Origin of the sequence: Labrenzia sp. C1B70 (assembly GCF_000475395.1) — a bacterium.
GTDB classification, from domain to species: domain Bacteria; phylum Pseudomonadota; class Alphaproteobacteria; order Rhizobiales; family Stappiaceae; genus Roseibium; species Roseibium algicola.
This window is the reverse complement of sequence record NZ_AXCE01000061.1, coordinates 91,422-112,980: the sequence shown is the minus strand read 5'-3', so window position 1 is coordinate 112,980 and position 21,559 is coordinate 91,422. Positions and strand designations below refer to the sequence as shown.

The 21,559-nt window shown below is 59.5% G+C and carries 19 protein-coding genes; 5 read left to right on the top strand and 14 right to left on the bottom strand.

Annotation, left to right across the window (positions count from 1 at the left end):
• Nucleotides 1-862 precede the first annotated feature (862 nt).
• From uvrB to Q666_RS60150, 3 genes are all read right to left on the bottom strand, one after another.
• Nucleotides 863-3,793, bottom strand: coding sequence for an excinuclease ABC subunit UvrB (gene uvrB, locus Q666_RS60160; RefSeq protein ID WP_022997997.1), 2,931 nt, complete (start codon nt 3,791-3,793; stop codon nt 863-865).
• 284 nt (nt 3,794-4,077) lie between these two features.
• Complete coding sequence (locus Q666_RS60155) at nt 4,078-4,350, bottom strand: DUF1344 domain-containing protein (RefSeq protein ID WP_022997996.1); 273 nt, start codon at nt 4,348-4,350, stop codon at nt 4,078-4,080.
• A gap of 133 nt (nt 4,351-4,483) precedes the next feature.
• Entirely contained in the window at nt 4,484-4,747 is a 264-nt protein-coding gene (locus Q666_RS60150) for a hypothetical protein (RefSeq protein WP_022997995.1), read from the bottom strand.
• A 494-nt stretch (nt 4,748-5,241) separates the two neighbouring features.
• Between Q666_RS60150 and Q666_RS60145 the strand changes: the two genes are divergently transcribed.
• Nucleotides 5,242-5,598 (top strand): hypothetical protein, encoded by a 357-nt coding sequence (locus Q666_RS60145; protein ID WP_022997994.1) that lies wholly within the window; start codon nt 5,242-5,244, stop codon nt 5,596-5,598.
• A gap of 33 nt (nt 5,599-5,631) precedes the next feature.
• Here the strand turns inward: Q666_RS60145 and Q666_RS65245 are convergent, their stop codons facing one another.
• From Q666_RS65245 to betC, 3 genes are all read right to left on the bottom strand, one after another.
• Nucleotides 5,632-6,048, bottom strand: a complete 417-nt coding sequence (locus Q666_RS65245; RefSeq protein ID WP_200863726.1) for a mannan-binding lectin — start codon at nt 6,046-6,048, stop codon at nt 5,632-5,634.
• Between the two features lie 241 nt (nt 6,049-6,289).
• Nucleotides 6,290-7,108 carry an HNH endonuclease gene (locus Q666_RS65765; protein WP_286133732.1) on the bottom strand — a complete coding sequence of 273 codons (819 nt, stop codon included), beginning with the start codon at nt 7,106-7,108 and terminating at the stop codon, nt 6,290-6,292.
• Nucleotides 7,109-7,278: 170 nt separating this feature from the next.
• Nucleotides 7,279-8,796, bottom strand: a complete 1,518-nt coding sequence (gene betC, locus Q666_RS60140; RefSeq protein ID WP_022997992.1) for a choline-sulfatase — start codon at nt 8,794-8,796, stop codon at nt 7,279-7,281.
• A 214-nt stretch (nt 8,797-9,010) separates the two neighbouring features.
• On the opposite strand from betC, the gene Q666_RS60135 reads away from it, so the two are divergent.
• Nucleotides 9,011-10,585: an ABC transporter substrate-binding protein gene (locus Q666_RS60135; RefSeq protein WP_035909848.1), complete on the top strand. Its 1,575-nt coding sequence runs from the start codon at nt 9,011-9,013 to the stop codon at nt 10,583-10,585.
• 131 nt (nt 10,586-10,716) lie between these two features.
• Here the strand turns inward: Q666_RS60135 and Q666_RS65240 are convergent, their stop codons facing one another.
• The 3 genes from Q666_RS65240 to Q666_RS60125 form a co-directional block, all read right to left on the bottom strand.
• Nucleotides 10,717-12,024: an SRPBCC family protein gene (locus Q666_RS65240; RefSeq protein ID WP_022997990.1), complete on the bottom strand. Its 1,308-nt coding sequence runs from the start codon at nt 12,022-12,024 to the stop codon at nt 10,717-10,719.
• A 98-nt stretch (nt 12,025-12,122) separates the two neighbouring features.
• Nucleotides 12,123-12,683, bottom strand: a complete 561-nt coding sequence (locus Q666_RS60130; RefSeq protein WP_022997989.1) for a carboxymuconolactone decarboxylase family protein — start codon at nt 12,681-12,683, stop codon at nt 12,123-12,125.
• A 91-nt stretch (nt 12,684-12,774) separates the two neighbouring features.
• Nucleotides 12,775-13,365 (bottom strand): TetR/AcrR family transcriptional regulator, encoded by a 591-nt coding sequence (locus Q666_RS60125; protein WP_022997987.1) that lies wholly within the window; start codon nt 13,363-13,365, stop codon nt 12,775-12,777.
• Between the two features lie 248 nt (nt 13,366-13,613).
• On the opposite strand from Q666_RS60125, the gene Q666_RS60120 reads away from it, so the two are divergent.
• Nucleotides 13,614-14,090 carry a MerR family transcriptional regulator gene (locus Q666_RS60120; RefSeq protein WP_006937472.1) on the top strand — a complete coding sequence of 159 codons (477 nt, stop codon included), beginning with the start codon at nt 13,614-13,616 and terminating at the stop codon, nt 14,088-14,090.
• Nucleotides 14,044-14,424 carry a carboxymuconolactone decarboxylase family protein gene (locus Q666_RS60115; RefSeq protein WP_022997985.1) on the top strand — a complete coding sequence of 127 codons (381 nt, stop codon included), beginning with the start codon at nt 14,044-14,046 and terminating at the stop codon, nt 14,422-14,424. Before Q666_RS60120 ends, Q666_RS60115 begins: the two co-directional genes overlap by 47 nt.
• 157 nt (nt 14,425-14,581) lie before the next feature.
• Here Q666_RS60115 and Q666_RS60110 read toward each other — a convergent pair whose 3' ends face one another.
• The 3 genes from Q666_RS60110 to Q666_RS0134180 form a co-directional block, all read right to left on the bottom strand.
• Nucleotides 14,582-17,104, bottom strand: a complete 2,523-nt coding sequence (locus Q666_RS60110) for a HAMP domain-containing methyl-accepting chemotaxis protein (protein ID WP_022997983.1) — start codon at nt 17,102-17,104, stop codon at nt 14,582-14,584.
• A 187-nt stretch (nt 17,105-17,291) separates the two neighbouring features.
• Nucleotides 17,292-18,002, bottom strand: a complete 711-nt coding sequence (locus tag Q666_RS60105; RefSeq protein WP_161633190.1) for a transporter substrate-binding domain-containing protein — start codon at nt 18,000-18,002, stop codon at nt 17,292-17,294.
• Between the two features lie 142 nt (nt 18,003-18,144).
• A complete protein-coding gene (locus Q666_RS0134180; RefSeq protein ID WP_031268203.1) occupies nt 18,145-18,444 on the bottom strand; it encodes a SelT/SelW/SelH family protein in 300 nt (99 codons plus the stop codon).
• Here Q666_RS0134180 and Q666_RS60100 point away from each other — a divergent pair.
• Entirely contained in the window at nt 18,443-19,408 is a 966-nt protein-coding gene (locus Q666_RS60100) for a phosphotransferase (RefSeq protein WP_031268202.1), read from the top strand. The two genes, Q666_RS0134180 and Q666_RS60100, sit on opposite strands and share 2 nt — an antisense overlap.
• A 37-nt stretch (nt 19,409-19,445) precedes the next feature.
• Here the strand turns inward: Q666_RS60100 and Q666_RS60095 are convergent, their stop codons facing one another.
• Both Q666_RS60095 and Q666_RS60090 read right to left on the bottom strand, forming a co-directional pair.
• Complete coding sequence (locus Q666_RS60095; RefSeq protein ID WP_022997979.1) at nt 19,446-20,405, bottom strand: heparan-alpha-glucosaminide N-acetyltransferase; 960 nt, start codon at nt 20,403-20,405, stop codon at nt 19,446-19,448.
• A 380-nt stretch (nt 20,406-20,785) separates the two neighbouring features.
• Nucleotides 20,786-21,259, bottom strand: a complete 474-nt coding sequence (locus Q666_RS60090; RefSeq protein WP_022997978.1) for a DUF3775 domain-containing protein — start codon at nt 21,257-21,259, stop codon at nt 20,786-20,788.
• Nucleotides 21,260-21,559: the final 300 nt, after the last annotated feature.

Genomic DNA, 21,559 nt, shown 5'->3' with positions numbered 1-21,559 from the left:
GCTTCGCTGCGCTTGTCCGGAATGACAGTGGGGAGGAGAGGTCTGCTGGTTTCGCAAGGTCTGACGAGCTGGACCTATCGTCGTCGGCGCTTTTGTAAAGCGCCACGCAGCCCCCTTGGATTTCCTGGACTCCCCCAGCCACAGCCCCACCCACCCGTCCTCCCGGACAAGTGCGGCAACGCCGAACGCAGATCCGGGATCCAGACATAATCAGCGCCAGAGGCGCGCTCATTTCCCATGGAGAAGGGGACTGAGGAGCGAGCTGCGCTCGCGCTGATGCGCTGGGTTCCGGATCGGCGCGCAGCTTCGCTGCACTTGTCCGGAATGACGTTGGGGAGGAGAGGTTTGCCAGTTCGCCAAGGCATCACGAACAGGAGGCGTTAGCGTCGTAGGGCTGGTCTCGCCGCCGAGCTTATCGTCAAAGACACCTGTCCCTAGCTCCACCCACCCGTCCTCCCGGACAAGTGAGGCAACGCCGAACGCAGATCCGGGATCCAGACATAATCTGCGCCACAGGCGCGCTCATTTCCCATGGAGAGGGGACTAAGGTGCGAGCTCCGCTCGCGCTGATGCGCTGGGTTCCGGAACGTCGCGCAGCTTCTCTGCGCTTGTCCGGAATGACGGAGTTGACGAAAGGCTTTGGTCGCCTCGCAGCTTCAGGCTTCCACCGTCATTGCAGGGCTCGACCCTGCAATCCATGCCGTGTCTGTTCGACAATCGAAGCTTCTGTGTTGGGCTCCGTCAGGGCATGGATCCCATGGTCAAGCCATGGGATGACGACAAAGCAGGGCGATGCGATCAATCCAAGCCTCGTTATCCCGGTCCGTCGAGCCTTTAAATTCCCTCCAGCGGGGGGATCTCTTTACCGTCCCGGACGCCCGCTTTTCTTCGGTCGTCCGCGGTTGCGCTTCTCTTCTGCCGGGTCTTCGTAGGACCCCGCACCGATCTTTGCCCTAACCAGCGGTTTGACCGGGTCTGACGAGCCGAGGGGGACTTCCGTGCGGCCGACGGTCATTTCGTCGAGGGTGTTCTTGCGCACCTTGGCGCTGGGGGTGGGCAGGGCGTTCCGGTCCTTGGCGGCCTGGGCCTTGTCGCGGGCGGTCTGTTTCTTTTTGCCGCTCGCGCCTTCCTTGGTGCCGCCGGCGCCGAACTTGCGGTCGCCCTTGTAGCCGCCGGTCTTGCCGTCGACGTCGGACTGGCGGGCCATGGCGTCGTCGGCGACGGCCAGCTCGGTTGCCTGCAGGCGCTTGATCTCGTCGCGCAGGCGGGCGGCCGTCTCGAAGTCGAGATCGGCGGCGGCATCGCGCATCTGCTTTTCCAGATCCTCGATATGGGCCTTGAGGTTGTGACCGACGAGGTTGCCTTCCTCGGCGAAGCCGGCGTCGATGGTGACGTGGTCCTGCTCGTAGACGCTTTCCAGAATGTCGCCGATGGAGCGGCGGACGCTTTCCGGGGTGATGCCGTTTTCCTCGTTGTAGGCGAGCTGCTTTTCGCGGCGCCGGTTGGTTTCGGCGATCGCCCGTTCCATGGAACCGGTCATGTTGTCGGCGTAGAGGATGACCTTGCCGTCGACGTTACGTGCCGCGCGGCCGATGGTCTGGATCAGCGATGTTTCGGAGCGCAGGAAACCTTCCTTGTCCGCATCCAGGATCGCAACCAGCGCGCACTCGGGAATGTCGAGGCCTTCGCGCAGCAGGTTGATGCCGACCAGCACGTCGAAGGCGCCGAGGCGCAGGTCGCGCAGGATCTCGATGCGTTCCAGCGTGTCGATGTCGGAGTGCATGTAGCGCACGCGCACGCCGTTTTCATGCAGATATTCCGTCAGATCCTCGGCCATGCGCTTGGTAAGCGTGGTCACCAGCGTGCGGTAGCCTTTCTGGGCCACTTCGCGCACTTCGCCCAGAAGGTCATCGACCTGGCTGGTGGCCGGGCGGATTTCCACCGGCGGATCGATCAGCCCGGTCGGGCGGATGACCTGCTCGGCAAAGACACCGCCGGACTGGTCCATTTCCCAGGAACCGGGAGTTGCCGACACCGCGATGGACTGCGGCCGCATGGCGTTCCATTCCTCGAAGCGCAGCGGACGGTTGTCCATGCACGACGGCAGGCGGAAGCCGTATTCGGCCAGCGTTGCCTTGCGGCGGAAGTCGCCCCGGTACATGGCACCGATCTGCGGGATGGTGACGTGGCTCTCGTCGGCGAAGACGATGGCGTTGTCCGGCAGATATTCGAACAGGGTGGGGGGCGGCTCGCCCGGCTTGCGGCCGGTGAGATAGCGGGAATAGTTCTCGATGCCGGCGCAGGAGCCGGTGGCTTCCAGCATCTCCAGATCGAACATGGTGCGCTGTTCCAGCCGTTGCGCCTCCAGCAGGCGGCCGTGCTGGTTCAGCTCCTCCAGCCGGTGCTTGAGTTCGTCCTTGATCGACTTGATTGCCTGGTTGAGCGTCGGCTTGGGCGTGACGTAGTGCGAGTTGGCGTAGATCTTGACGCTTTTCAGTTCGCCCGACTTCTGTCCCGTGAGCGGATCGAATTCGGTGATCGACTCGATCTCGTCACCGAACATGGAAATGCGCCAGGCGGTGTCCTCGTAGTGGGCCGGGAACAGCTCGATGGTGTCGCCGCGCACCCGGAAGGTGCCGCGCTGGAAAGCGGCATCGTTGCGCTTGTATTGAAGGGCCACAAGATCGGCGATCAGCTGGCGCTGGTCCATGCGCTCGCCAACCTCGATGGCAAAGGTCATGGCGGTGTAGGTTTCGACCGAGCCGATACCGTAGATACAGGACACCGAGGCGACGATAATGACATCGTCGCGCTCCAGCAGCGAGCGGGTGGCGGAGTGGCGCATCCGGTCGATCTGCTCGTTGATCGAGCTTTCCTTCTCGATATAGGTGTCCGTGCGCGGCACATAGGCTTCCGGCTGGTAGTAGTCGTAGTAGGAAACGAAATACTCGACCGCGTTGTCCGGGAAGAACGACTTGAATTCGCCGTAGAGCTGGGCCGCCAGCGTCTTGTTGGGGGCCAGGATCAACGCCGGACGCTGGGTGCGGGAAATCACCTGCGCCATGGTGTAGGTCTTGCCCGAGCCGGTGACACCGAGCAGAACCTGCGTCTGGTCGCCGTTTTCCATGCCTTCCACCAGGTCGGCAATTGCGGTCGGCTGGTCGCCCTTGGGCTCATAGGCGGATTTCAGAACGATCGGCACGCCACCTTCGGACTTTTCCGGGCGTTCGGGCCGATGCGGCACCCAGAGCTCGCCGTTCTTGTGCAGGGGGTTACCGCTTTCGATCAGCGCGGACAGCGCCTCCACCGTCGCGGTGGCACCCTGGTTGCCGGTCAGCTCGCCGTACTTGCTTTCCTTGTTCTTCTTCTTGTTGTCTTTCTGGTGCTGCTTGAGCTGCTTTTCGAGGTTTTCGGCCTCTTCCAGAGACATGTCGAGACCGGCCACCGGGTTAAGACCGCCTGCCGCGCGTTCGCGGGCGCTGTCTGCCTTGCCGATGGAGGTGCCGCGCGACGACTTGGTCGGCTTTTCCTTTTTCGCACTCACGGTGGCACCGGCCTTGCGGCCTGACTTCCGTGACGCTGCACCGTCGGTCCGATCCTCTTTTCCCTCACCAGCGCTCCGGGGGGCTGCCTTCCTGGGCTCCGGCTTGTCTGCTTCCTGCGATATTTCCGCTGCCCAATCACTGATCGATCCGGACAGGGGCGTTCCGGAAAGTGACTTCTGGGGCGCTTCGCCGAAGCCGTCAGCAGAGGTCGTGTCGTCGGAGGAGGATTTGGTCGGGCGCTTGCTCATGGCCGCAATATGGTCCGGTTGCGCGCGTGAGGAAAGGGGGTGGTTGCGGGTTTGTTCCGCTTTTTGCCACTTCCTGTCAGTCTCCTGACATAAGGCTGTCAGGAAGTCCACCGACAGGCGGAGGTCGGTGGATGAAGATCAGAAAAAAATCGGCCCGCGAAGGGCAGGTGGTGCGGGCCGATGGAAAAGTTGGACATTGGCCGTTTGATGGGGCCTTGGCCAGTATCGGGCTGGCGTTCGCCCTGTCCGGATAGTGAGAATGACAGGGCGAGATGCCGAGCAGTTCAGTTCACGACCTGGAGTGCGGTCACCAGGCGGTCGCCGGACACTGTTGTCGTGAAGGTGATCAGGACTTCCGATCCGATCATCAGATCTTGCGAACTGAGCGTGTCGGTCAGAAGAAACCTGGACCCGTCTTCAAGGGAAAACAGGCCTTCGAAGGGATCGATGGACAGGATCGTACCTGCGATTTCATCTGCGAGCGCGGACCGAAGGCCGTGCGGGGGCAAAGTCAGCAACAACGGCGCCGTCGCAATCGCGATGAGCCATTTTGGCATTCACGTCTCCTTGTGCAAAAGGGGCGTCAGGATCCGGTCTCGGGGGCTTCGCGGATCCTGGAAAATGAAGGCGGCGCACCGTCAGCCTCCGTCAGGCCGAGGCAGTTTCGTGGCGCAGTGGCATGACGCTGGCTTAGGGCTGAACCTCTATGGAGAGGATCGAGTCGACGCCGTTTTCCGAGCCATTGTAGTGAATGGTGACAGTCTTTCCCGCAGCCAGGGTGTCCGGCACCGCGACGGAGCTGGAAATTGTCTGGAACTGTGTCTTGTCGCTCAGAACAAGCGTACGAGTTGCCGGGTTCCAGGTCTCTACGGAAGCGGTCACGCTGTCGGCAGCTGCGGGCACCAGGCCGGCAGCAAGGAAGGCAGCACCAAGGACAAAGCCGCGAATGGCCATTGCAGATATCCTTTCAAGGACAGAGATGTTTGAAGGTGCAGTGGTTTCGCGGCCATGACGGCTTGTTGCCAATGTCATGACGGCTTGGGTTCTCTATCCATCTCATGCCTTGGGAAATCCAGAAGCACTGCCTGGTGAGTGGCTTACGCGGGACGCGCTTGACCCTGCTGACGCGGATTCAGCGCTTGGATTGCGGCGGAAATTTGTTCGAAATCAGGGGTGCAAAAAATATTGTCTGACCAGGTTTCCGGCAGGGTTTAGAGCGCCTTTTCGGCGGGATTTTCGCCACGTTTGGGCGCGTAAGAGGCACAGGCACACGCGCCGGAAAATACACCTTCAAAGGGTGATGTGCCCACGTGAGGCTGTTGTTTCTCTTTGTAAATCTTTTGCGTGCTGCGTAGTTTGCTGAATATTCGGGGTTTCAGTCTCGTGCTATAATCGGCTCCATCAGATCACAAGCAGACAAGCTGCATCTTGCGCGGAGGAGGCGAAAGATGAGACTGAGAACTATTGTTGAAATCACCCTGATGACCGGCATGTTTTACGCGGTTACCCCGGCAGGGGCCGATCCGCTGGACCTGACCCATCAGCCGGATCTGACAGCAGCGAAAGTTGTCCTTGCAAGCCTGGATGGCGGGCTTGAAGTGCCGCCGATGCCCAACATGTCGCCGCGTCTGTCCGGCGCCGTGGAGCTGCCGGGGTCATCGACGGACAAGGGTCCGTTGATGCAGGTTGCCGGCCGTTGCGGTTCATCGGAGTATTACTGCGACTCGCCCGGTTTCCTTTATTGCTGCGGCAATTCCTCGGAAGGGTTCTACTGCGCTGCCGATGTCAACGGCTGCACGAAGTAACACCCGGCCGCGTCCGCCCACCCCACGGGCGGGCTAGCGGCAGTCGCAAACGGACATGCGTCCCTGCACGGTGGTACGCCACTGGCCGCTCCAGCTGAGACCGTTGCCAAAGCAGATGCCGGGGCATTTGCCCTGCGCATCAGCGTTGTTCCAGATCGGCCCGGCCTCGACGCTGCGCCCGGGGCTCGACTTCTCGCAGGAACACACCGACATCTGCCCCTGAATGGTGGTGTGCCACTGCCCGTTCCAGTTTGCACCCAGGCCGCTGCAGACCCGCGGGCACTTCGCCTGCGCATCGCCATTGTTCCAGATCGGCCCGGCCTCGACATTATAGGCCTGGGCAAGGGCGGTGGCGGGAAGGGCGAAAAGCACGCACAAGAACACAGCAAGACAGGCCGGCAATCGCATCGGGACCTCCGTAAACAGGCAATTCAAAGCAGTTTCCTGCACGAATCTTTCCCTGTCGACCGGGAATATCGCTGTCAGCTTGCTTCCCTCAGGATGGCATCCGGTCTTGGTGTTGCCAAACCGGGATACAGTCCGCCGTGCGGCCGGTATTTGGAAAATTACAAGCACAGAAGGTTACTGGTTCCGCTGTGTTCACGAAACAAGTGCAAGAGCTGCTGTCGAAAAGCAGCGCCATATCTGAGCTTGTGCAGGGTTTACTCGGAAAGCTGGTTCGCGAGGGCAATCAGGTTTTGAAGCAGTTCGTTCGATGCCATTCCAAATAATGGGGATGTGGCCGCATTGCTTGGTTTGAAGGAACGCTTGCTTTCAAGTTCTTATTGAGGAGATGAGAAACGTCATAGTTTAGTTGGCGGGATACAAGAATATCGTAGTTATCTGAAAGGCTTAAAAGTCCCCTGTCAAACATCCAATGGACAGTTCCTGACAAGGCAATACCGTTTTGAACTGAATCGTTTCCGCCGTGTTCAACGGGAATAATATGCGCGGCTTCCACTTCCGGTCGGCCCTTGCCATTGATAAGCCGTAAGCCAGTAAAAGAGCACGTGCGGTCATACAACTTGCGAATATGGAGCCGGAATTTGGTTTCTCTGAAGGGTCTATTATTTATGTAAGATAATATCCTTCGAACTTCTGGCGTTCCAGTAAGTGGGGTTTGCGAGATCTCTGAAAACCCATCGGCTGAATCTCTGTCTTCAAGTTCGTCTGTTCGAGCCGGCCAGTCATCTTTGTCAGAAAAACCTGCCGCAATCATGGTTGCGAAATCTCTTTTGCTAAGGGGACGGATCGCGCTTCTAACCCTTCCTCCATTCGGTTTTCCGGTTGAGTCAATTAGACCCGTTTCGTAACCTCCTCCTTCCAAGTAATTGAGAGGACGGTCAAAATCGATGCATTTGTCCAATACTGCATAAAAATGACCCGCGAGATTTTCGTCTGAAACCAAATCGGTGATTTTCGCAATCGCTGTGTAATACCGATTGGGTAAGCCTTCTACGGGGCCGTAATAAGCTATCCAATCCCCGACGGCCTGCCTGACCGTGCCCAAATATCTCTTCGGAAAGTGGTGTCGTACACCCCGAATGTCATCGTAGGGACTGTCAGGCTTGTAATAGAAAACAGCGTTGGCCATGAATCGGATAGGTTGTTGAGTTCAATCGAAAATTCAACCTATCCGACATTCAGATGTTGTCCAGAGGGGATCGGACAAAGCAGATTCTACTCTCCTCGCGGATACCTCTGGCTTTCTTCCACGATGTTCAGGTCCATGTGGTTGCGCATGTAGCGTTCGGAGGCTTTTTGCAGGGGCTGGTAGTCCCAGGGGAAATAGGCGCCGTTGCGCAGAGCTTCGTAGACGATCCAGCGGCGGGCCTGGGACTGGCGCACTTCGGCGTCGAAAGCGGCCATGTCCCATTGTTTCCCGGCGATCTCGGCAAAACGCACGGCGGTTGCGGCATGTGCCGGGTCGGCGGCGAGGTTGGTCAGTTCGTGCGGGTCGTCCGTCACGTTGAAGAGCAGCGGCGGGTCGAGTTCGCAATGGATGTATTTCCAGTCGCCCTCCCGGATGCCGACCAGCGGGGCGTAGGAGGCTTCGGCGGCATATTCCATCAGCACCGGTGCGGTGCGGGGCTCGCCTTTCGCCAGAGGCACAAGGCTGGTGCCGTCGGTCCAGGGCATGATCTCACTCATGTCGATGCCGGCGAGGTCGCAGACGGTCGGCAGAACGTCGAGCGTGCTGACCGGATCGGAAATGTGCTTCGGCGCGAGATCCGCGTCGGCAACCATCAGGGGCACGCGGGCCGAGCCTTCGAAGAAGTTCATCTTGAACCACAGGCCGCGCTCGCCCAGCATGTCGCCATGATCTGAAACGAAGAGGATAGTGGTGTCCTCGGTCAGGTCCATCGCGTCGAGCGCGTGCAGGATTTCGCCGATCTTGTCGTCCAGATAGGTGATGTTGGCGAAATAGGCCTGTCGCGAGCGGCGGATGTCTTCTTCGGTGATGTTGAAGTTGCGCCAGTCGTTGGCATCGAAGATGCGCTTTGCATGCGGGTCGTGGTCGTCGTAGTCCATCGCCGGAACCTGCGGCAGCAGGTGCTCGCAGTCCTCGTAGAGATCCCAGTACTTCTGGCGGGCGACATAAGGGTCGTGCGGGTGGGTGAAGCTGACCGTCAGGCAGAACGGGCGGTCGTATTTGCCGCGGCCGTAGTCGTGGATCTTGCGCACGGCCTGGAAGGCGACATCGTCGTCATATTCCATCTGGTTGGAAATCTCGGCAATGCCGGCGCCCGTGACTGACCCCATGTTGTGGTACCACCAGTCGATACGCTCGCCCGGCTTGCGGTAGTCGGGCGTCCAGCCGAAATCGGCAGGGTAGATGTCGGTGGTCAGTCGTTCCTCAAAGCCGTGCATCTGATCCGGACCGACGAAATGCATCTTGCCGGACAGGCACGTGGTGTAACCGGCGCGGCGCAGATGATGGGCATAGGTCGGGATGTCGGAGGCAAATTCGGCGGCATTGTCGTAGACGCCCGTACGGCGTGGCAGTTGGCCGGACATGAAGCTTGCGCGTGCGGGCGCACAGAGCGGCGAAGCGGTGTAGGTGTTCTCGTAGCGAATCGAACGGGCGGCAAGTTTCTTCAGGTTCGGTGCGTGCAGAAACTCCGCCGGGCCGTCCGGAAACAAGGTTCCGTTTAACTGGTCGACCATCAGGATCAGGATGTTCTTGCGCTTTCCCATGCTGCTTCTCCGCCGCGAGTGAGGACCTTGCCGCAAGTGTTAGCTTTTTTTTAATTGAGCGATCAATCAAAAACGGCATAGTATGAAAAACAGGCGTCTTGGTGGCTGGCAATTCTGTCCGGATCAAGGACGTTCAGGGCAGATTTCTTTCGCGCGGACACGTTCACGCGGCGTCATTTCCATAATGAGGACATCAAAAAGAGGGGACATGAAAATGGGAAATCTTAACAAGCACATCCTGCAGTCCGGGGTCTCCCGGCGCAGCATCCTGCAAGGTGCGGCAGCGATCGGCGGAGCGGCTGTTGCCGGTCAGTTCGCCATCGGTCCGGCAGCCGCGCAACCCAAGAAGGGCGGCACGTTCAGGGTTGGCATCGCCGCAGGCAACACCAGTGAAAACTATGACCCCGGCACCTGGGACAATGTCTTCGTGCAGGTGTTCGCCACATCCCGTCATGGCTACCTCATCGAGATCACCGCAGATGGTACCCTGGTGGGCGAAGTGGCGGAAAGCTGGGAGCCGTCTCCCGATGCCACGGTCTGGACCTTCAAGATCCGCCCGGGGATCGAGTATCACAGCGGCGGCACGGTCAAGCCGGAAGACGTGGTGGCCTCGATCAACTATCACCGCGGCGAAAACAGCACCTCGGCGGCGAAGCCTTTCGTTGATCCCATCAAGGATATCAGCGTCGACGGCGACAGCGTCGTGTTCACGCTGGAAGCGGGCAATGCAGACTTCCCGTTCGTGGTCAGCGACTATCACTTGCCGATCATGAAATCCTCCGACGGCAAGATCGATCCGACCAGCAGCGACGGTTGCGGTCCCTACAAGGTGACCAACTACCAGCCGGGTGTCATTGCCGAGCTGACCAGGAACGAGAACTACTGGAAGACCGACCGGGCGCATTTCGACGATGTCAAGCTGCTGACCATCGTTGACCCGGCAGCGCGTCAGTCAGCACTCCTGACCGGCAATGTCGATGTCATCGATCAGGTGGACCTGAAGACCGTCGGTCTGTTCAAGCGTTCGCCGAACGTCACGATCCTGTCGACCACGGGCACGCAGCACTACACGTTTGCGATGGACACGCGCACGGCGCCCTTTAGCGACAACAATGTACGTATGGCGCTGAAATATGCTGTCGATCGCCAGGAACTGGTCGACAAGATCCTGTTCGGCTACGGGGCGGTTGGGAACGATCATCCGATCAGCCCGTCAAACCGCTTCTTCGCGGACGACCTGGAACAGACCACCTACGATCCCGACAAGTCGAAATACTACCTGAAGCAGGCCGGTCTCGATTCCCTTGACGTCAGCCTTTCAGCGGCTGATGCGGCCTTCGGTGGTGCCGTCGATGCGGCCGTGCTTTATTCAAACAGCGCGAGCAAGGCCGGCATCAACATCAAGCCGACGCGCGAGCCGAATGACGGTTACTGGTCCGATGTGTGGATGAAAAAGCCGTTCTGCGCGGTCTACTGGGGCGGACGTCCGACGGAAGACTGGATGTTCTCCGTGGCCTATGCGTCAGGCGCTCCCTGGAACGATACCTACTGGGAGAACGAGCGTTTCAACCAGTTGCTGAAGACGGCACGTTCCGAGCTTGATGAAACCAAGCGCGCCGATATGTACCGCGAAATGCAGAACCTGGTGCGCACCGACGGTGGTGTGATTATTCCGATGTTCGCCAGCTATGTCATGGCGCACAACGAAAAGGTCCAGCATCCGGAAAAGGTTGCCGCCAACTGGACCCTGGACGGTTTCCGCGCCGTCGAACGCTGGTGGTTCGCTTAACAGAACCAAGACGGCACCTGCAGCCGTTCAGGCGAAGGCGGTGGAAACCGCCTCGCCGGATCGACCTTCAAAGCGCTCCAGTTTGGGGCCTTTCCAACGGCCGGCCGGGCAAGTCCCGCCGGCCGCTTTTTTCAATTGGACTTTTCCGAAATCAATTGTTGGCGAAAGGCCTCGACGTTGACGATCAGGCCCGGCAGCAACCATTGAAACAGCCGCACCACATCGCCAACCGGCTGCGCGTTGGTGTCCCGGGCAATCGCCGCTTGCAGGATTTCCGGTGTCAGTCCGCCAGGGTTGGGCAACGTCCGGGCAAGGTTGACCGCGCAGTCGTGAACGCGTTCGCAGGCCTTGTCATAGTCGGTGGTTTCGATCTGAGGACGTAGTGCATTCCACGCGACGCGAAAGTAGCTCGGCCAGCGGGCAAGGGCACGATAATCGGTGTTCACGAACGGCAGGCCGAGCGTGCGCATGATGTCGTCGTAGACGTCGCGCGTCTGGCTGTCTACGTGGTGCATTTCCATGAGCACCGGTGCCCCCAGTCGCCGCGGCCCGTGTTCGCTGTCGTAGGGTGAAATGGTGCTGCTTTCGCGAAGGTCATGGTTCTCGATCAGAAGCCGGGCAGCTGTCGCGATCAGGAGATAGGGCATGTTGCCGTGGGAGAAGACCTCGATCTCGTCTCTTATCCGCTCGAGTTCCTGATCCGCATACCCGCGTTTGCGCAAATCCCTTGTAATTTCCGGAACCGAAAAGGCGGCAACTTCCTGCTCTGCACATGATCTCAGCTCCGCGCAGGCTGCAACGAATTCCCTGCTTCCGGCAAGGTCTCGCAGTCCACCCCACAAGGCGGCGTAGAAGTTCGGATATTGTGCAAACGCCATCGTCACCACGCCCATCCATGGCACTTGCAGCACGGCCTTGGTGTCTTCGTAGACAGCGCGCAGCGCTTCGTCGGCACGGATCTCCGGAACCGTGGTCACCTGTGGCAAGGGGGAGGGCTTGCGGCGTTGTAGGGTCTTGCTAGCCTGTCCGGCAACCATCACCGCCAGTGCCTGAAGCCCTGTTTCATAAATGCCGGCAACCACGGAATGTGCCTCCTCTTCTGAAGCGCCTTCAGCATCGAACCTTCCCGACCATTCCACTTCGCAGCCGTTGCCGGTCGCAAGGATCCGGAAAGTCGAAGTGTAGTCACGCACGGGAAGGGGGGCAGAGAGTATGCGGTAGCTGTAGGTTCCGGGAACCGTTCCGTCGTCGGTCCGAGCTTCCTGGAGTATCGCGCCGTCCGGCAGTGTCAGGTGGCGCACCGTGCCGGAAGGTGTTTCGCTCGTCTTGCAGTCCGAAACGGCCGGATGCCATGCACCGATCTGGTCAAAACCACCTGCAAGCTGTTGCACGAGGTCTGGATGGACCGGCAGGGCTTTTTTTCGGTGAACGTCGATCATCGTCTTCCTCCCGTTCAAGTTTGGGCAATCGTGAAGTGGCAGCTGTTCATTGGTCGGGTTTGGTCGCGTCATCGGGCTGACGCGACCGGGCCGTTTGTTCAGGCGCCCATCTGCTGTGCGTCGTATTGGGTAACCTGCGGGAAATCATGCTCCGGGTCTGCCACGTGCCGCACATATTGGATCAGGGTGTAGATCCCGATGATCCCGATGGTTTCCAGAAGGGCCTTGTCGGAAAAACCGGCCTGCCGGACTGCATCAAGCGTCTGGGCGGTCACCTGGCCGCGGTTGCGGACGACTTCATTTGCGTAGTCGAGCAGGGCCTGCGTCCGCGCATCCTCCGCGCGGCCTTCCATTGCGGCCAGCATCTCGGTTTCGCTGCCGCCCTGCATCTGGCCCACTTTCATGTGAACGTTGACACAATAATCGCAGCGATTGAGTGCGGAAACGAGCATGGCTACCTGTTCGACCTCCTTGCCCGTCAGTTCTATGCCGTCGTTGACGCCGGCATTGAGCGCAAGGAAGCCCTTCAGCACATTGGGGGCATTGCCCGTGACCTTGAAGAGGTTGATGACGCCGCCGAATTGCCGCTTGGCCTCATCAAACGCCTCCTTCGTGGCTCCTGTTGCCTGGTTGGGTTCGATTTGAAGCATGTTTGGCATTTGTCGTTTCCTTTCGTGTGTCAACTGACCGACCAGTCAAGTGATGTTTAAACGTGCTCGGACGTCCGGTGTTTGCCGCAACTGGCGGCGGTTAGGGTTTAAGGCTGTTCAGATGAGAGAGGGCGCCGGGGGCAAGAAGGGTGATGTGCGATGGGTCGTTCTGCGCCTTGGCCAGCAGAAGCCCACCCTGAATGAGGCCGATGACGACATCTGCTCCCTTGTCGCAATCGATCCTGGCGAGTGAACCGGTCTCGATGAGCTGGTGCAGGATATCGCGCACCGGGGCTTTCCACGTCGTCAGTGCGTGCTTGATGGCCTCGCGTACAGGGATATCCACGGCCCCGAGTTCCAGGCTCATGTTTCCGACAAGGCATCCTTGTGCAAAGCCGTGCCGGACTTTCCAGTCCCGGTTTGCCCTGGCGGGAACGTCGAAGAGCTGGCGGAGCTTTTCTTCCGGTGCTGCGTCACTGTCGGCAATGTCGCGGAAAGCTTGTCCGAAAGACGTTGCATATCGCTCGATCGCTGCAGCCAGAAGATCCGACTTCGAAGGGAAGTAGTGGTACAGCGTTCCCTTGTTCACCCCGGCGCTCTTGCAGAGTTCCGTGGTGCCGACGGCACCGAAGTTGCGTCCCAGAAAGAGCTCGGTGGCGGTGTCGATGAGAATGTCGCGTGTCGTGGTCATGCGGGATTGATATTTCCAACTGACCGATCAGTCAATTGATTGACGCTCACCCCAAGTTCACGACGTCGCGAGGTGGGTCTTGCCGTCTTCAGGTCTGGATGCCTCGAAAACGGCCGAACCGGACCGAGATTGACCCCTGTCAGCAATGCAGCTCCGTGTCGCCAGATTTGATTTAGTTGAAAAAGACGCTTGACCTGGAGTGCACTCCAACCGGTACCTGAGGGAAATCGTTCCGTTCGGAGACTGACATGCGGATTGGCGACCTGGCCGAGAAATCGGGACTTTCGACCGACACCCTGCGCTACTACGAAAAGATCGGCCTTCTGCCGCGTCCCTTGCGGGACGGTGGTGGGCGGCGGGTCTACGATGCAACGATCCTCAGGTGGATCGACTTCCTGGACCGGCTGAAATCGACCGGTATGGGCATCAAGGACCGGCTGCGTTACGCGGACCTGCGTACAAAGGGCGAAGCTTCGTTGACGGAGCGCCGGAAGCTGCTGGAAGCGCACAGGGGAAAGGTTGCCGGCGATATTGCCCGGCTTACCGAGATGCTGGACGTCCTGGACGATAAGATTGATCGCTACAGAAGGATGGAAGCGGGTGAGACCGTTGATCCGGCCTTCGAAAGCTGCGCCCGGACCGAACACGGCGCGCCGCCAAGCAAGGAAGCTCCGAAACATGAGCACCGCCCTGGAGCGCGGCCGCGCGCTGACGCAGAAACTTAACCCCGATCTGGAAGCCATTCTCAGCGATCGTTACGACGATCTTCTGCCCGGATTTTCCGAAAGTCTGATCGAATGGGCTTACGGCCGGCACTATGCCCGGGAGGGCCTCGACCTGAAAACACGCCAGTTGTGCACCATCGCGGCCCTGACCGTGCTTGGCGGGCAGACGGCTCCGCAACTCAAAATCAACATTGAACACACGCTTGCCGCCGGTGCGGAGCGGAAGGAAGTCGTCGAGGCGATCTGGCAGATGGCCGTCTACGGCGGCCTGCCGGCAGCGATCAACGGCCTCAACGCGGCCCGGGAGGTATTTGAGGCACAGGATGCAGAGTGAGGGGATGTAGGCACACAGCGTTGCCGCCAAGATAAAGCTATCCGTGGTCATCCCGGATCTTCGCTTCGCTGCGTCCGGGATGACTAAAGACAGTTAGGTGTAAGGCGGCGATTGGATATCGGTGACGCCGGTATCCAGTTTCTGCAGAACCCCCAACTCAGGCTGCTGCGACATCCTGCAGGAACCGGTCGATCCGTGTGGTGACTTCGGCAAGTTGCCGGGTGGCTGCACCGGTGATTTCTTCCACTTCACGGGCAGACAGACTGGTTTCGCTGGAGCCTCGGGAGAGATCGCCGATATTTTCCGATACGCTTGCGGTCTGGCCCGCAGCCTGGGAAACGCCGGTGGAGATTTCCGCGGTGGCACCGGCCTGCTGTTCGACGGAACTTGCCATGGCGGCTGCGGTCTCGTTGACGGACTCCATCATTTCCATGATCGCGCTGATCGCGTCGACGGCGCCGTTGGTGGCCTGCTGGATTTCAGACACCTGGCTGGAGATTTCCTCTGTTGCCTTGGCCGTCTGACCGGCCAGTGACTTGACTTCCGAGGCAACCACGGCAAACCCACGCCCGGCTTCGCCGGCGCGTGCGGCTTCGATGGTCGCATTGAGCGCCAGCAAGTTGGTCTGCTCGGCAATTTCCTGGATGAGCTGGACAACCGCACCGATGCGTTCGGCGGCCGCCGACAGGCCCTTGATCTGGTCGTTGGAAGTGCGGGTGGCTCCTGCAACTTCCTCAACGCGCACGAGGGTGTCGTTGACCTGCCGGCCGACCTCCTGAACGGAAGCGCTGAGTTCCTCGGTGGCGGCCGCGATGGTCTGGACGTTCTGGCTGGCCTGGCTGGAGGCGGTGCTGACGTCTTCGGACTTGCCCGTCGTCGTGCGGGCAATCTCGGAAAGCTGCTCGGCCGTATTGTCGAGCTGATGCATGTTGCCGGTCACCGTGGCGAGTGCCTGCTCGATATCCTGACGGAACGAGGCGACAAGCGCATCGACGGTGGCCTGGCGCTGGCGGACACCTTCCTGGCTTGCAAGGGTTTCTTCTTCCAGCCGCATCCGTTCGATTTCCCGGTCACGGAAGGTTGCGACGGCCTGAGCCATGTGACCGATTTCATCCTTGCGGTTTGCAGCCGGAAGGTCGAGAGCCGTATCGCCGTCCCTCAGTTTGAGCATCGCGCCGGTCAGGCCCCGGATCGGGCGGATGATGGCAGTGGAGAGCAATACGACGAAGGCGATGCCCAGAAGCAGTGCCAGGGCAAGCGTAATGGTGATCTGCGTTTGAGCGCCGACGGCGCTTGCCAGCGCGGTCGCACCGGAATTGGCGCTGATGATTTCTGCCTGTTCCGTCAGGGAGGAGGCGGCGGCGGCAAAGGATTGTTCGCTTGCGCGCAGTGCCGCTGTCGAAGTGACGACTTCGGCAAAGGTGGCTTCAAGTTTTGGCAAGGCATCGCCACCGGCGGTAACAAGCGCCTTGAGTGGACCATTGAGAAGATCATTCAGAGCCTTGTCAGACGTGTTCTTGCCGGCTGAGGTTCGCACCGTGTCCAGATTGCCCAGTTCCGTGCGGGCATCGCCCAGATAGAGCTGGAATGTATCGGCGGCGTTTTGCGAGGATGTGTTCAGATAGTCTGAATAGGCGCTGCGGATGCCGAGCACGCTACGCGCCACACTCTGGGTGTAGTTCGACAGAAGCGCGATATCGGCGCTCGCCTTGTCGAAGTCCCGCAGTTCCTTCGTCAGGTCGTCAATCGGTGCTTCGGCGGCCTTGATGATCGTGTCGGCAAGGGTGATCAGTTCAAGGATGGCCGGTTCCAGTTTGTTTTTCCAGGCGTCCTCTTCTGGGGACTTCAGGTGCGCTTTCAGAAGCTTCTCAAAGGACTTGGAGCTTTTGGTGAGGTCCTTGACGCTGTCCTTGATCGTGTCTGTCTTCACCGTGCGGCGAACCGCCTTCGCGTCCTTGTCGAGGGCATCCACCCGGTCCGCCAGTTTCTTTGCCAGGGTCTTGTCTGGTGTTGCCGCAAAGGTTTCGGCTTCCTGCGCCAGCACCACAGTGGTGATGCGCATGTTGCTGAGCCGGGGGCTGACGTTGGACAGGTTGGTCATCTTGCCTTCGTTGGTGATGGCAAGGGCGGATCTGTAAGCGGCAAGGGCCTTGTATTCCTCGAAGGCCTTATTGGTGGTTGCAACCAGTTCGGAGGTGAGGGTGTCGAGGTTCGCAGCCGCTGTGTCACGGCTTTGCCGTGTGTCGCGCAGCGTCGCAAAGCCGGTCTCCAGGTCGCCGACGATGCTCGCGAACTGCGTTGCCGCCTGGGGTTGGCTTTCAGACAGGGCGAGACTTTCCTGCGAAATCAAACCAATGTCTGCGGCAACCGCTTCCGCCGTCTGGCTGCTGCCATCGCGACTGAATGTCTGGGCGTGGGACAACAACCGGGGGACGCTCCCCAGAAGTTCGTTGGCGGTCTTCGCCACCGTTACCGAGTTCTTGACCTCCGAGCTTGCGAACAAGCCCCCCGCACCGACCCCGATGGCGCACAATAGCATGGCGCCGAAGCCGATCTGCAGCTGGGTCTTGATCGGCCAGTCGAAAAAGGGGCGCTGCCGTGCCGGTTGTCCGGCCCGCTCATGCCTTGTTGCTGAGGGCTCGGTTGCAGTCTTCCTGAAAGGAAGGTTCACGAACTTCATTCTTGAGCTCCGGACGTTGTCTTGCCGAAAGCATTTTGAATTGAAAGTTTTAAGAAGACCCAAAAGAGACTTGCATTAATTATGGGCGGTCTTTTGTGTGCTTGTTGTGCAGGTAAGACTTTGGAAAGTAGTTTTCTGAAGTTATGCAACTTTTCGAGGTGGTTGCTCTGCAGCAGAGATAAATTGTCTATTGCGTCAATCGCTTGGGGTTGTTTTGTGGCGTTTTCTGAAGACGTGCGTTCAAAGCTGACTGCAGGCGATCGGTAACGGACTGGTCGATATGTGAGTTGCAGGCCAAAGCAAGTTCGACGGTCTGCAGGGTCAGCAGTTTCTCGATCTCCACCCCTTCCTGTTCCGCGACATAGGGAGCCGAAATCAGGCCACCCAGCCAGAGCTTGGTGTGACCTGACCGCAGCATGTTCGCATTGAGCCCATCTTCGTCCACCAGCACAAGATGGGGATGGCCGGCGTCCTGAAGTTCATTGGTGCTGGTCCAGCCGCCGACGGCTCCTGTCGAATAGCCGAAACTGTCTTCGACTGTCGAAAGTTCTATGGAACTGCCCTTCAAGGCAAAAAGGCCGTATCCGTCGATTTCCAAAGGTCCGACCCAGGTGAAATTCGGTTCGCGTTCCTGAGTGCGCCACAGGGCCATGAAACAATGGTTGGCGTTGCTCTCCACCGCATTCAACCCGCGTTTGAACGGCCGCATGTGCATCTCGACCGTTATGCCGGCGTCATCGGCGAGATCTAGTACAAGTTGGGTGACAGTTCCTGAGATTTTCCCGTCTTCACCAGGGAAATAGAGCGGTTTGTAGTCCTCGGTATAGATGACGATTTCAGGTTCGCTGGTCTCCACTGCAGAACTGGTGCTTGCTCCGGCAAGCGATAGTAGTGCCAAAAATAACAGTGATAACCTGATGTGCATGAAGGCTCCGGTTCATGCGTCCTGTCTCGAAGTTTCTTGCCGAAAGCTGCGCTTCGGATGCCACAGTACACATATTCGCGACTTCAAGAAGTCAATTCACTTGAGCGCGTCCGGCCTAGTCTTTCCTGTCCTGGCGGTCGCTGTGGCCGAGGTCCTTCTCCGGCCAAAGCAGGTCACGAAGCCGCTGTTTCAGCACCTTGGCCTCCGGAAAGCCTCCATCTGTCTTGCGGTCCCAGACAAGTTGACCGTCGCAGACGATTGTGAAAATGCCTCCGGTGCCCGGAACAAGGGTGACAGCACCGGCTTCTTCCGAGAAGGTGGACAGGATTTCCTGCGCCATCCATGCGGAGCGCAACAGCCAATTGCATTGGCGGCAGTAGGTGATGATGATATGGGGCGATGGGACGTTCGTCATGGCGTCCGGCCAGCTCCTCTGTTTCGCTCGATTGTTCCTGCTTGTGCCACAGCTTTCCTCTGACGCGCCAGACACCATTTTGCCGGACATCCTGGAGGCCTTTGAACGGCATCAGGACCTGCATCGTGTTTGTGGCTCTCCCCTGTCAGCCCGGCCCCAGCCTGGGCTGACAAACCGTGTGTTCAGGCTGGAGGCTGAGAAGGGCACGTTCTTCCTGCGGCTTCCCCGTCTGGAAGCGGCAGGCAACATCGACAGGAAGGCAGAGGCAAGAAACCTGATGCTCGCCGCTGCGACTGGAATTGCCGTGCCACCGGTATTTTGTGATGCGGAGGCCGGCATTCTGGTGACCCGCGCCGTTAAGGTCAGCGGCAGCCCTGCCGCTCTTTCGGAGCAGCCGTCGTACAGCCTGGCCCGTGCACTCGGCGAGGCATTGGGGCAATTGCACGGGTCCGGTGTGACCTTCGAAGGGCTGCTCGATCCGGACAGCGTGCTTCAGGCGCAGTGGCAAGGTCTTCGGGACGCAGTTCGGTGCCGGGAGGAAATGACCGGGCTGGAAATAGTGTTGCAGCCGATCGGTGCCGCCACCGCTGATGGTGCGGGTCCGGCGCTTGTTCCGAGCCATGGCGATCCATCCCCCGGCAACTGCCTCATGTCATGCGACCAGCTCTGGCTGATTGACTGGGAATTCTCAGGCATGTCGGATCCCGCCTGGGATCTTGCCTATGCCGTTCTGGAGCACGAGATGAGTGCGGATGAGGAGCAGGTGTTCCTGCAAGCCTATGCAGCAACAGGCGCTGCGGTGCCCGAGGCCGATCGTCTCTGCGTTATGAAGGCCAAATGCGACGCCGTGTCGGCCCTCTGGGCGCTGGAGCAGGTGGCGGCGGGGCGAGACGAGGACGTGTTTCTTCCCTTTGCACGGCAGCGGCGGGGCCGGGCGCTCCGGCAACTGGCCCGTCTTTCCTGAGCGCCCGGAAACAGCACCGAAGGCTTGAACGCCGGGATCAGTTGAGCGGATCCGGCCACTTTGGATCAGCCAGGCACTGACTGTATCTGTTCGACATCCGGTTGCGCAGAGACTGGTTTTCGGGTTCGGCCAGAAGCTGGTCCCAGATGCCGTCCGATTTCAGATATTCAAGCGTACAGCCGCAAGCGGCTTCGCAGATTTCTGTCGTGGCGGTCGTACCCTGGCAGGAAACGGTGCAATTGCGCACGAAGGCATTGGCGGAGCGGTCCATCTCCGGGCCGATCTGCGTTGCCGTCCACACAAGGCCGAACAGCAAGGGCTGATGCAGCAGATAGACTGGCAGGGAATGGCGGCCGAAGAACCGCGTCAGCCGGCCGGGACGGTTGGCGAATGTCAACCTGGACAGCGTTTGCCAGAGATTGATCTTTCGGAAAATCTTCGAGATGGCGACGCCCGCCAACGTCACGCCAGCCCAGGGCGCCAGCGGCACATAATCCACACTGGCAAAATCCGGTGTGCCGAGCCCTGTCCACAGCCAGAGCTGGCCGTCGAGGGCGGATGAAGCTGCCCAGAAGGGCAAAGAGAAAACGAACGCCGCAGCAAGCCCGGCAAAGACGAACGGAAGGCGCGTGAAGGGAAGGGCGATCACGCTGGACAAGGCAATGGAATGGAGAATGCCGAAGCGGACAAAGGTATCGCCGAAAGTGAAATAGGTGACCAGCGACACGGCGGCAGCGGCTGCGACGATCACGGCAAAGCGCCGCCAGAAGGCTTGCCAACGGATGCCCAGGTGGTGGGCGAAATCCAGACTGACGCCGGCCAGAAGCAGGAAACTGCCGGCGATCGAGGCGGCGAATATGCGCCAGCCTGTGCCCTGGGCAACGGGCCAGTCGACATAGGCAAACCAGGAAAGGTCCCAGGAGAAATGGTAGATCGCCATGGCGACAACAGCGAGGCCGCGGGCAAGATCAAGCACGGCCAGACGCGTTGAACGCATTAAGGAACTCTCTGAACGATGACCGGTACCGGTTTCGAGCGGTAGTGCCGGTATGGATTAGCTGCTGAACGCCACGACCAGTGTCGTGATCAGGGCCGACGCAGCGAGCATTGCGCCGACATATGGCCATGGAGACGGACGATGGACGGTAAACACGTCTTGGTTCGCCGGGTCTTGCAGCATGCCCTCAACTCCCTTGTCCCACCACGAAGTGGGGCAAGAGTGGGCCAAATGTCCGGCAGCGAAAAGATAGTAAATCAATTGCTAACCGGTTTTCCCAAGGAAAACGACCTGATGTGGAAGACCCGGCAATAATGACCTAGCCAGCTTGACCCGCCGAACGTCTTGAAGCCCGGGCGAAAACAGCGCTGTATCGGCTGTCAGAGGTCAAGCGCGTCGAGACCGGCTTCCAGGTGATCGGCCAGGAGCGGCATGCCGAGAAGATAGGTTGCTGTCGAACCGACGGCGCGCTCGCGTGCCTCGTCGACCGCTTGCTGGAAATCTTCAGCCTCGAAGTCACCGCGGCCGATCCAGGAGATAGCCACCAGTTCGGCAGCTTCATCCACGTTGAGATCCTCGATCAGCTCCCGCAGTTCCTCGTCGGAGAGGTCGTCGTTTTCCTCCTCCGCAAGGCCATCGTGACCGTGACTTTGCTCCAGGGCATCGGCGTCGAATTCGACGTCGCCTTCATGGCCGTCCTCGAACGTATCCTGAAGAGACGATGCAACTGCCCGCGCCTTCTGGGCGAGCAGGCGGATCGTGTCTGCTGAAAGTGTGAGGTCGATGTCCATTGCTGCCTCCGACAAACCCTTCGTTTCTTTATCGATCCACTTTTCGCCGTTGGCAATGGTCATGATGTGAAATCCCTCACTGGCGCCGGTTGCATCGGCGTAATACTACCACTTGAGGGCAAATGCCCCGTAGCGGATTTTGTTCCACATGGCTTGCCGGACGTTTCCGAACGCTCTCGCAAAGGCCTGGACTGCGGTTATCCCCGGTATTCAAGGTCGCGCCATGTGACACTGGTTAATTTCCGATCGATGCCAGCCTTGAACCGCGTGCGGTCTTGCAGATGACATGTGATCTTGCTTTACTTGGCGAACGAACAAATTCCTGTCCTTGACCGTGATCAACAGCGGACGCAACCGGCGGAC

Bases quoted from the DNA above. Each gene is read 5' to 3' on its own strand.
- uvrB (WP_022997997.1), bottom strand. From the start codon at position 3,793: ATGAGCAAGCGCCCGACCAAATCCTCCTCCGACGACACGACCTCTGCT.
- Q666_RS60155 (WP_022997996.1), bottom strand. From the start codon at position 4,350: ATGCCAAAATGGCTCATCGCGATTGCGACGGCGCCGTTGTTGCTGACT.
- Q666_RS60150 (WP_022997995.1), bottom strand. From the start codon at position 4,747: ATGGCCATTCGCGGCTTTGTCCTTGGTGCTGCCTTCCTTGCTGCCGGC.
- Q666_RS60145 (WP_022997994.1), top strand. From the start codon at position 5,242: ATGAGACTGAGAACTATTGTTGAAATCACCCTGATGACCGGCATGTTT.
- betC (WP_022997992.1), bottom strand. From the start codon at position 8,796: ATGGGAAAGCGCAAGAACATCCTGATCCTGATGGTCGACCAGTTAAAC.
- Q666_RS60135 (WP_035909848.1), top strand. From the start codon at position 9,011: ATGGGAAATCTTAACAAGCACATCCTGCAGTCCGGGGTCTCCCGGCGC.
- Q666_RS65240 (WP_022997990.1), bottom strand. From the start codon at position 12,024: ATGATCGACGTTCACCGAAAAAAAGCCCTGCCGGTCCATCCAGACCTC.
- Q666_RS60130 (WP_022997989.1), bottom strand. From the start codon at position 12,683: ATGCCAAACATGCTTCAAATCGAACCCAACCAGGCAACAGGAGCCACG.
- Q666_RS60125 (WP_022997987.1), bottom strand. From the start codon at position 13,365: ATGACCACGACACGCGACATTCTCATCGACACCGCCACCGAGCTCTTT.
- Q666_RS60120 (WP_006937472.1), top strand. From the start codon at position 13,614: ATGCGGATTGGCGACCTGGCCGAGAAATCGGGACTTTCGACCGACACC.
- Q666_RS60115 (WP_022997985.1), top strand. From the start codon at position 14,044: ATGAGCACCGCCCTGGAGCGCGGCCGCGCGCTGACGCAGAAACTTAAC.
- Q666_RS60110 (WP_022997983.1), bottom strand. From the start codon at position 17,104: ATGAAGTTCGTGAACCTTCCTTTCAGGAAGACTGCAACCGAGCCCTCA.
- Q666_RS60100 (WP_031268202.1), top strand. From the start codon at position 18,443: ATGGCGTCCGGCCAGCTCCTCTGTTTCGCTCGATTGTTCCTGCTTGTG.
- Q666_RS0134180 (WP_031268203.1), bottom strand. From the start codon at position 18,444: ATGACGAACGTCCCATCGCCCCATATCATCATCACCTACTGCCGCCAA.
- Q666_RS60095 (WP_022997979.1), bottom strand. From the start codon at position 20,405: ATGCGTTCAACGCGTCTGGCCGTGCTTGATCTTGCCCGCGGCCTCGCT.
- Q666_RS60090 (WP_022997978.1), bottom strand. From the start codon at position 21,259: ATGACCATTGCCAACGGCGAAAAGTGGATCGATAAAGAAACGAAGGGT.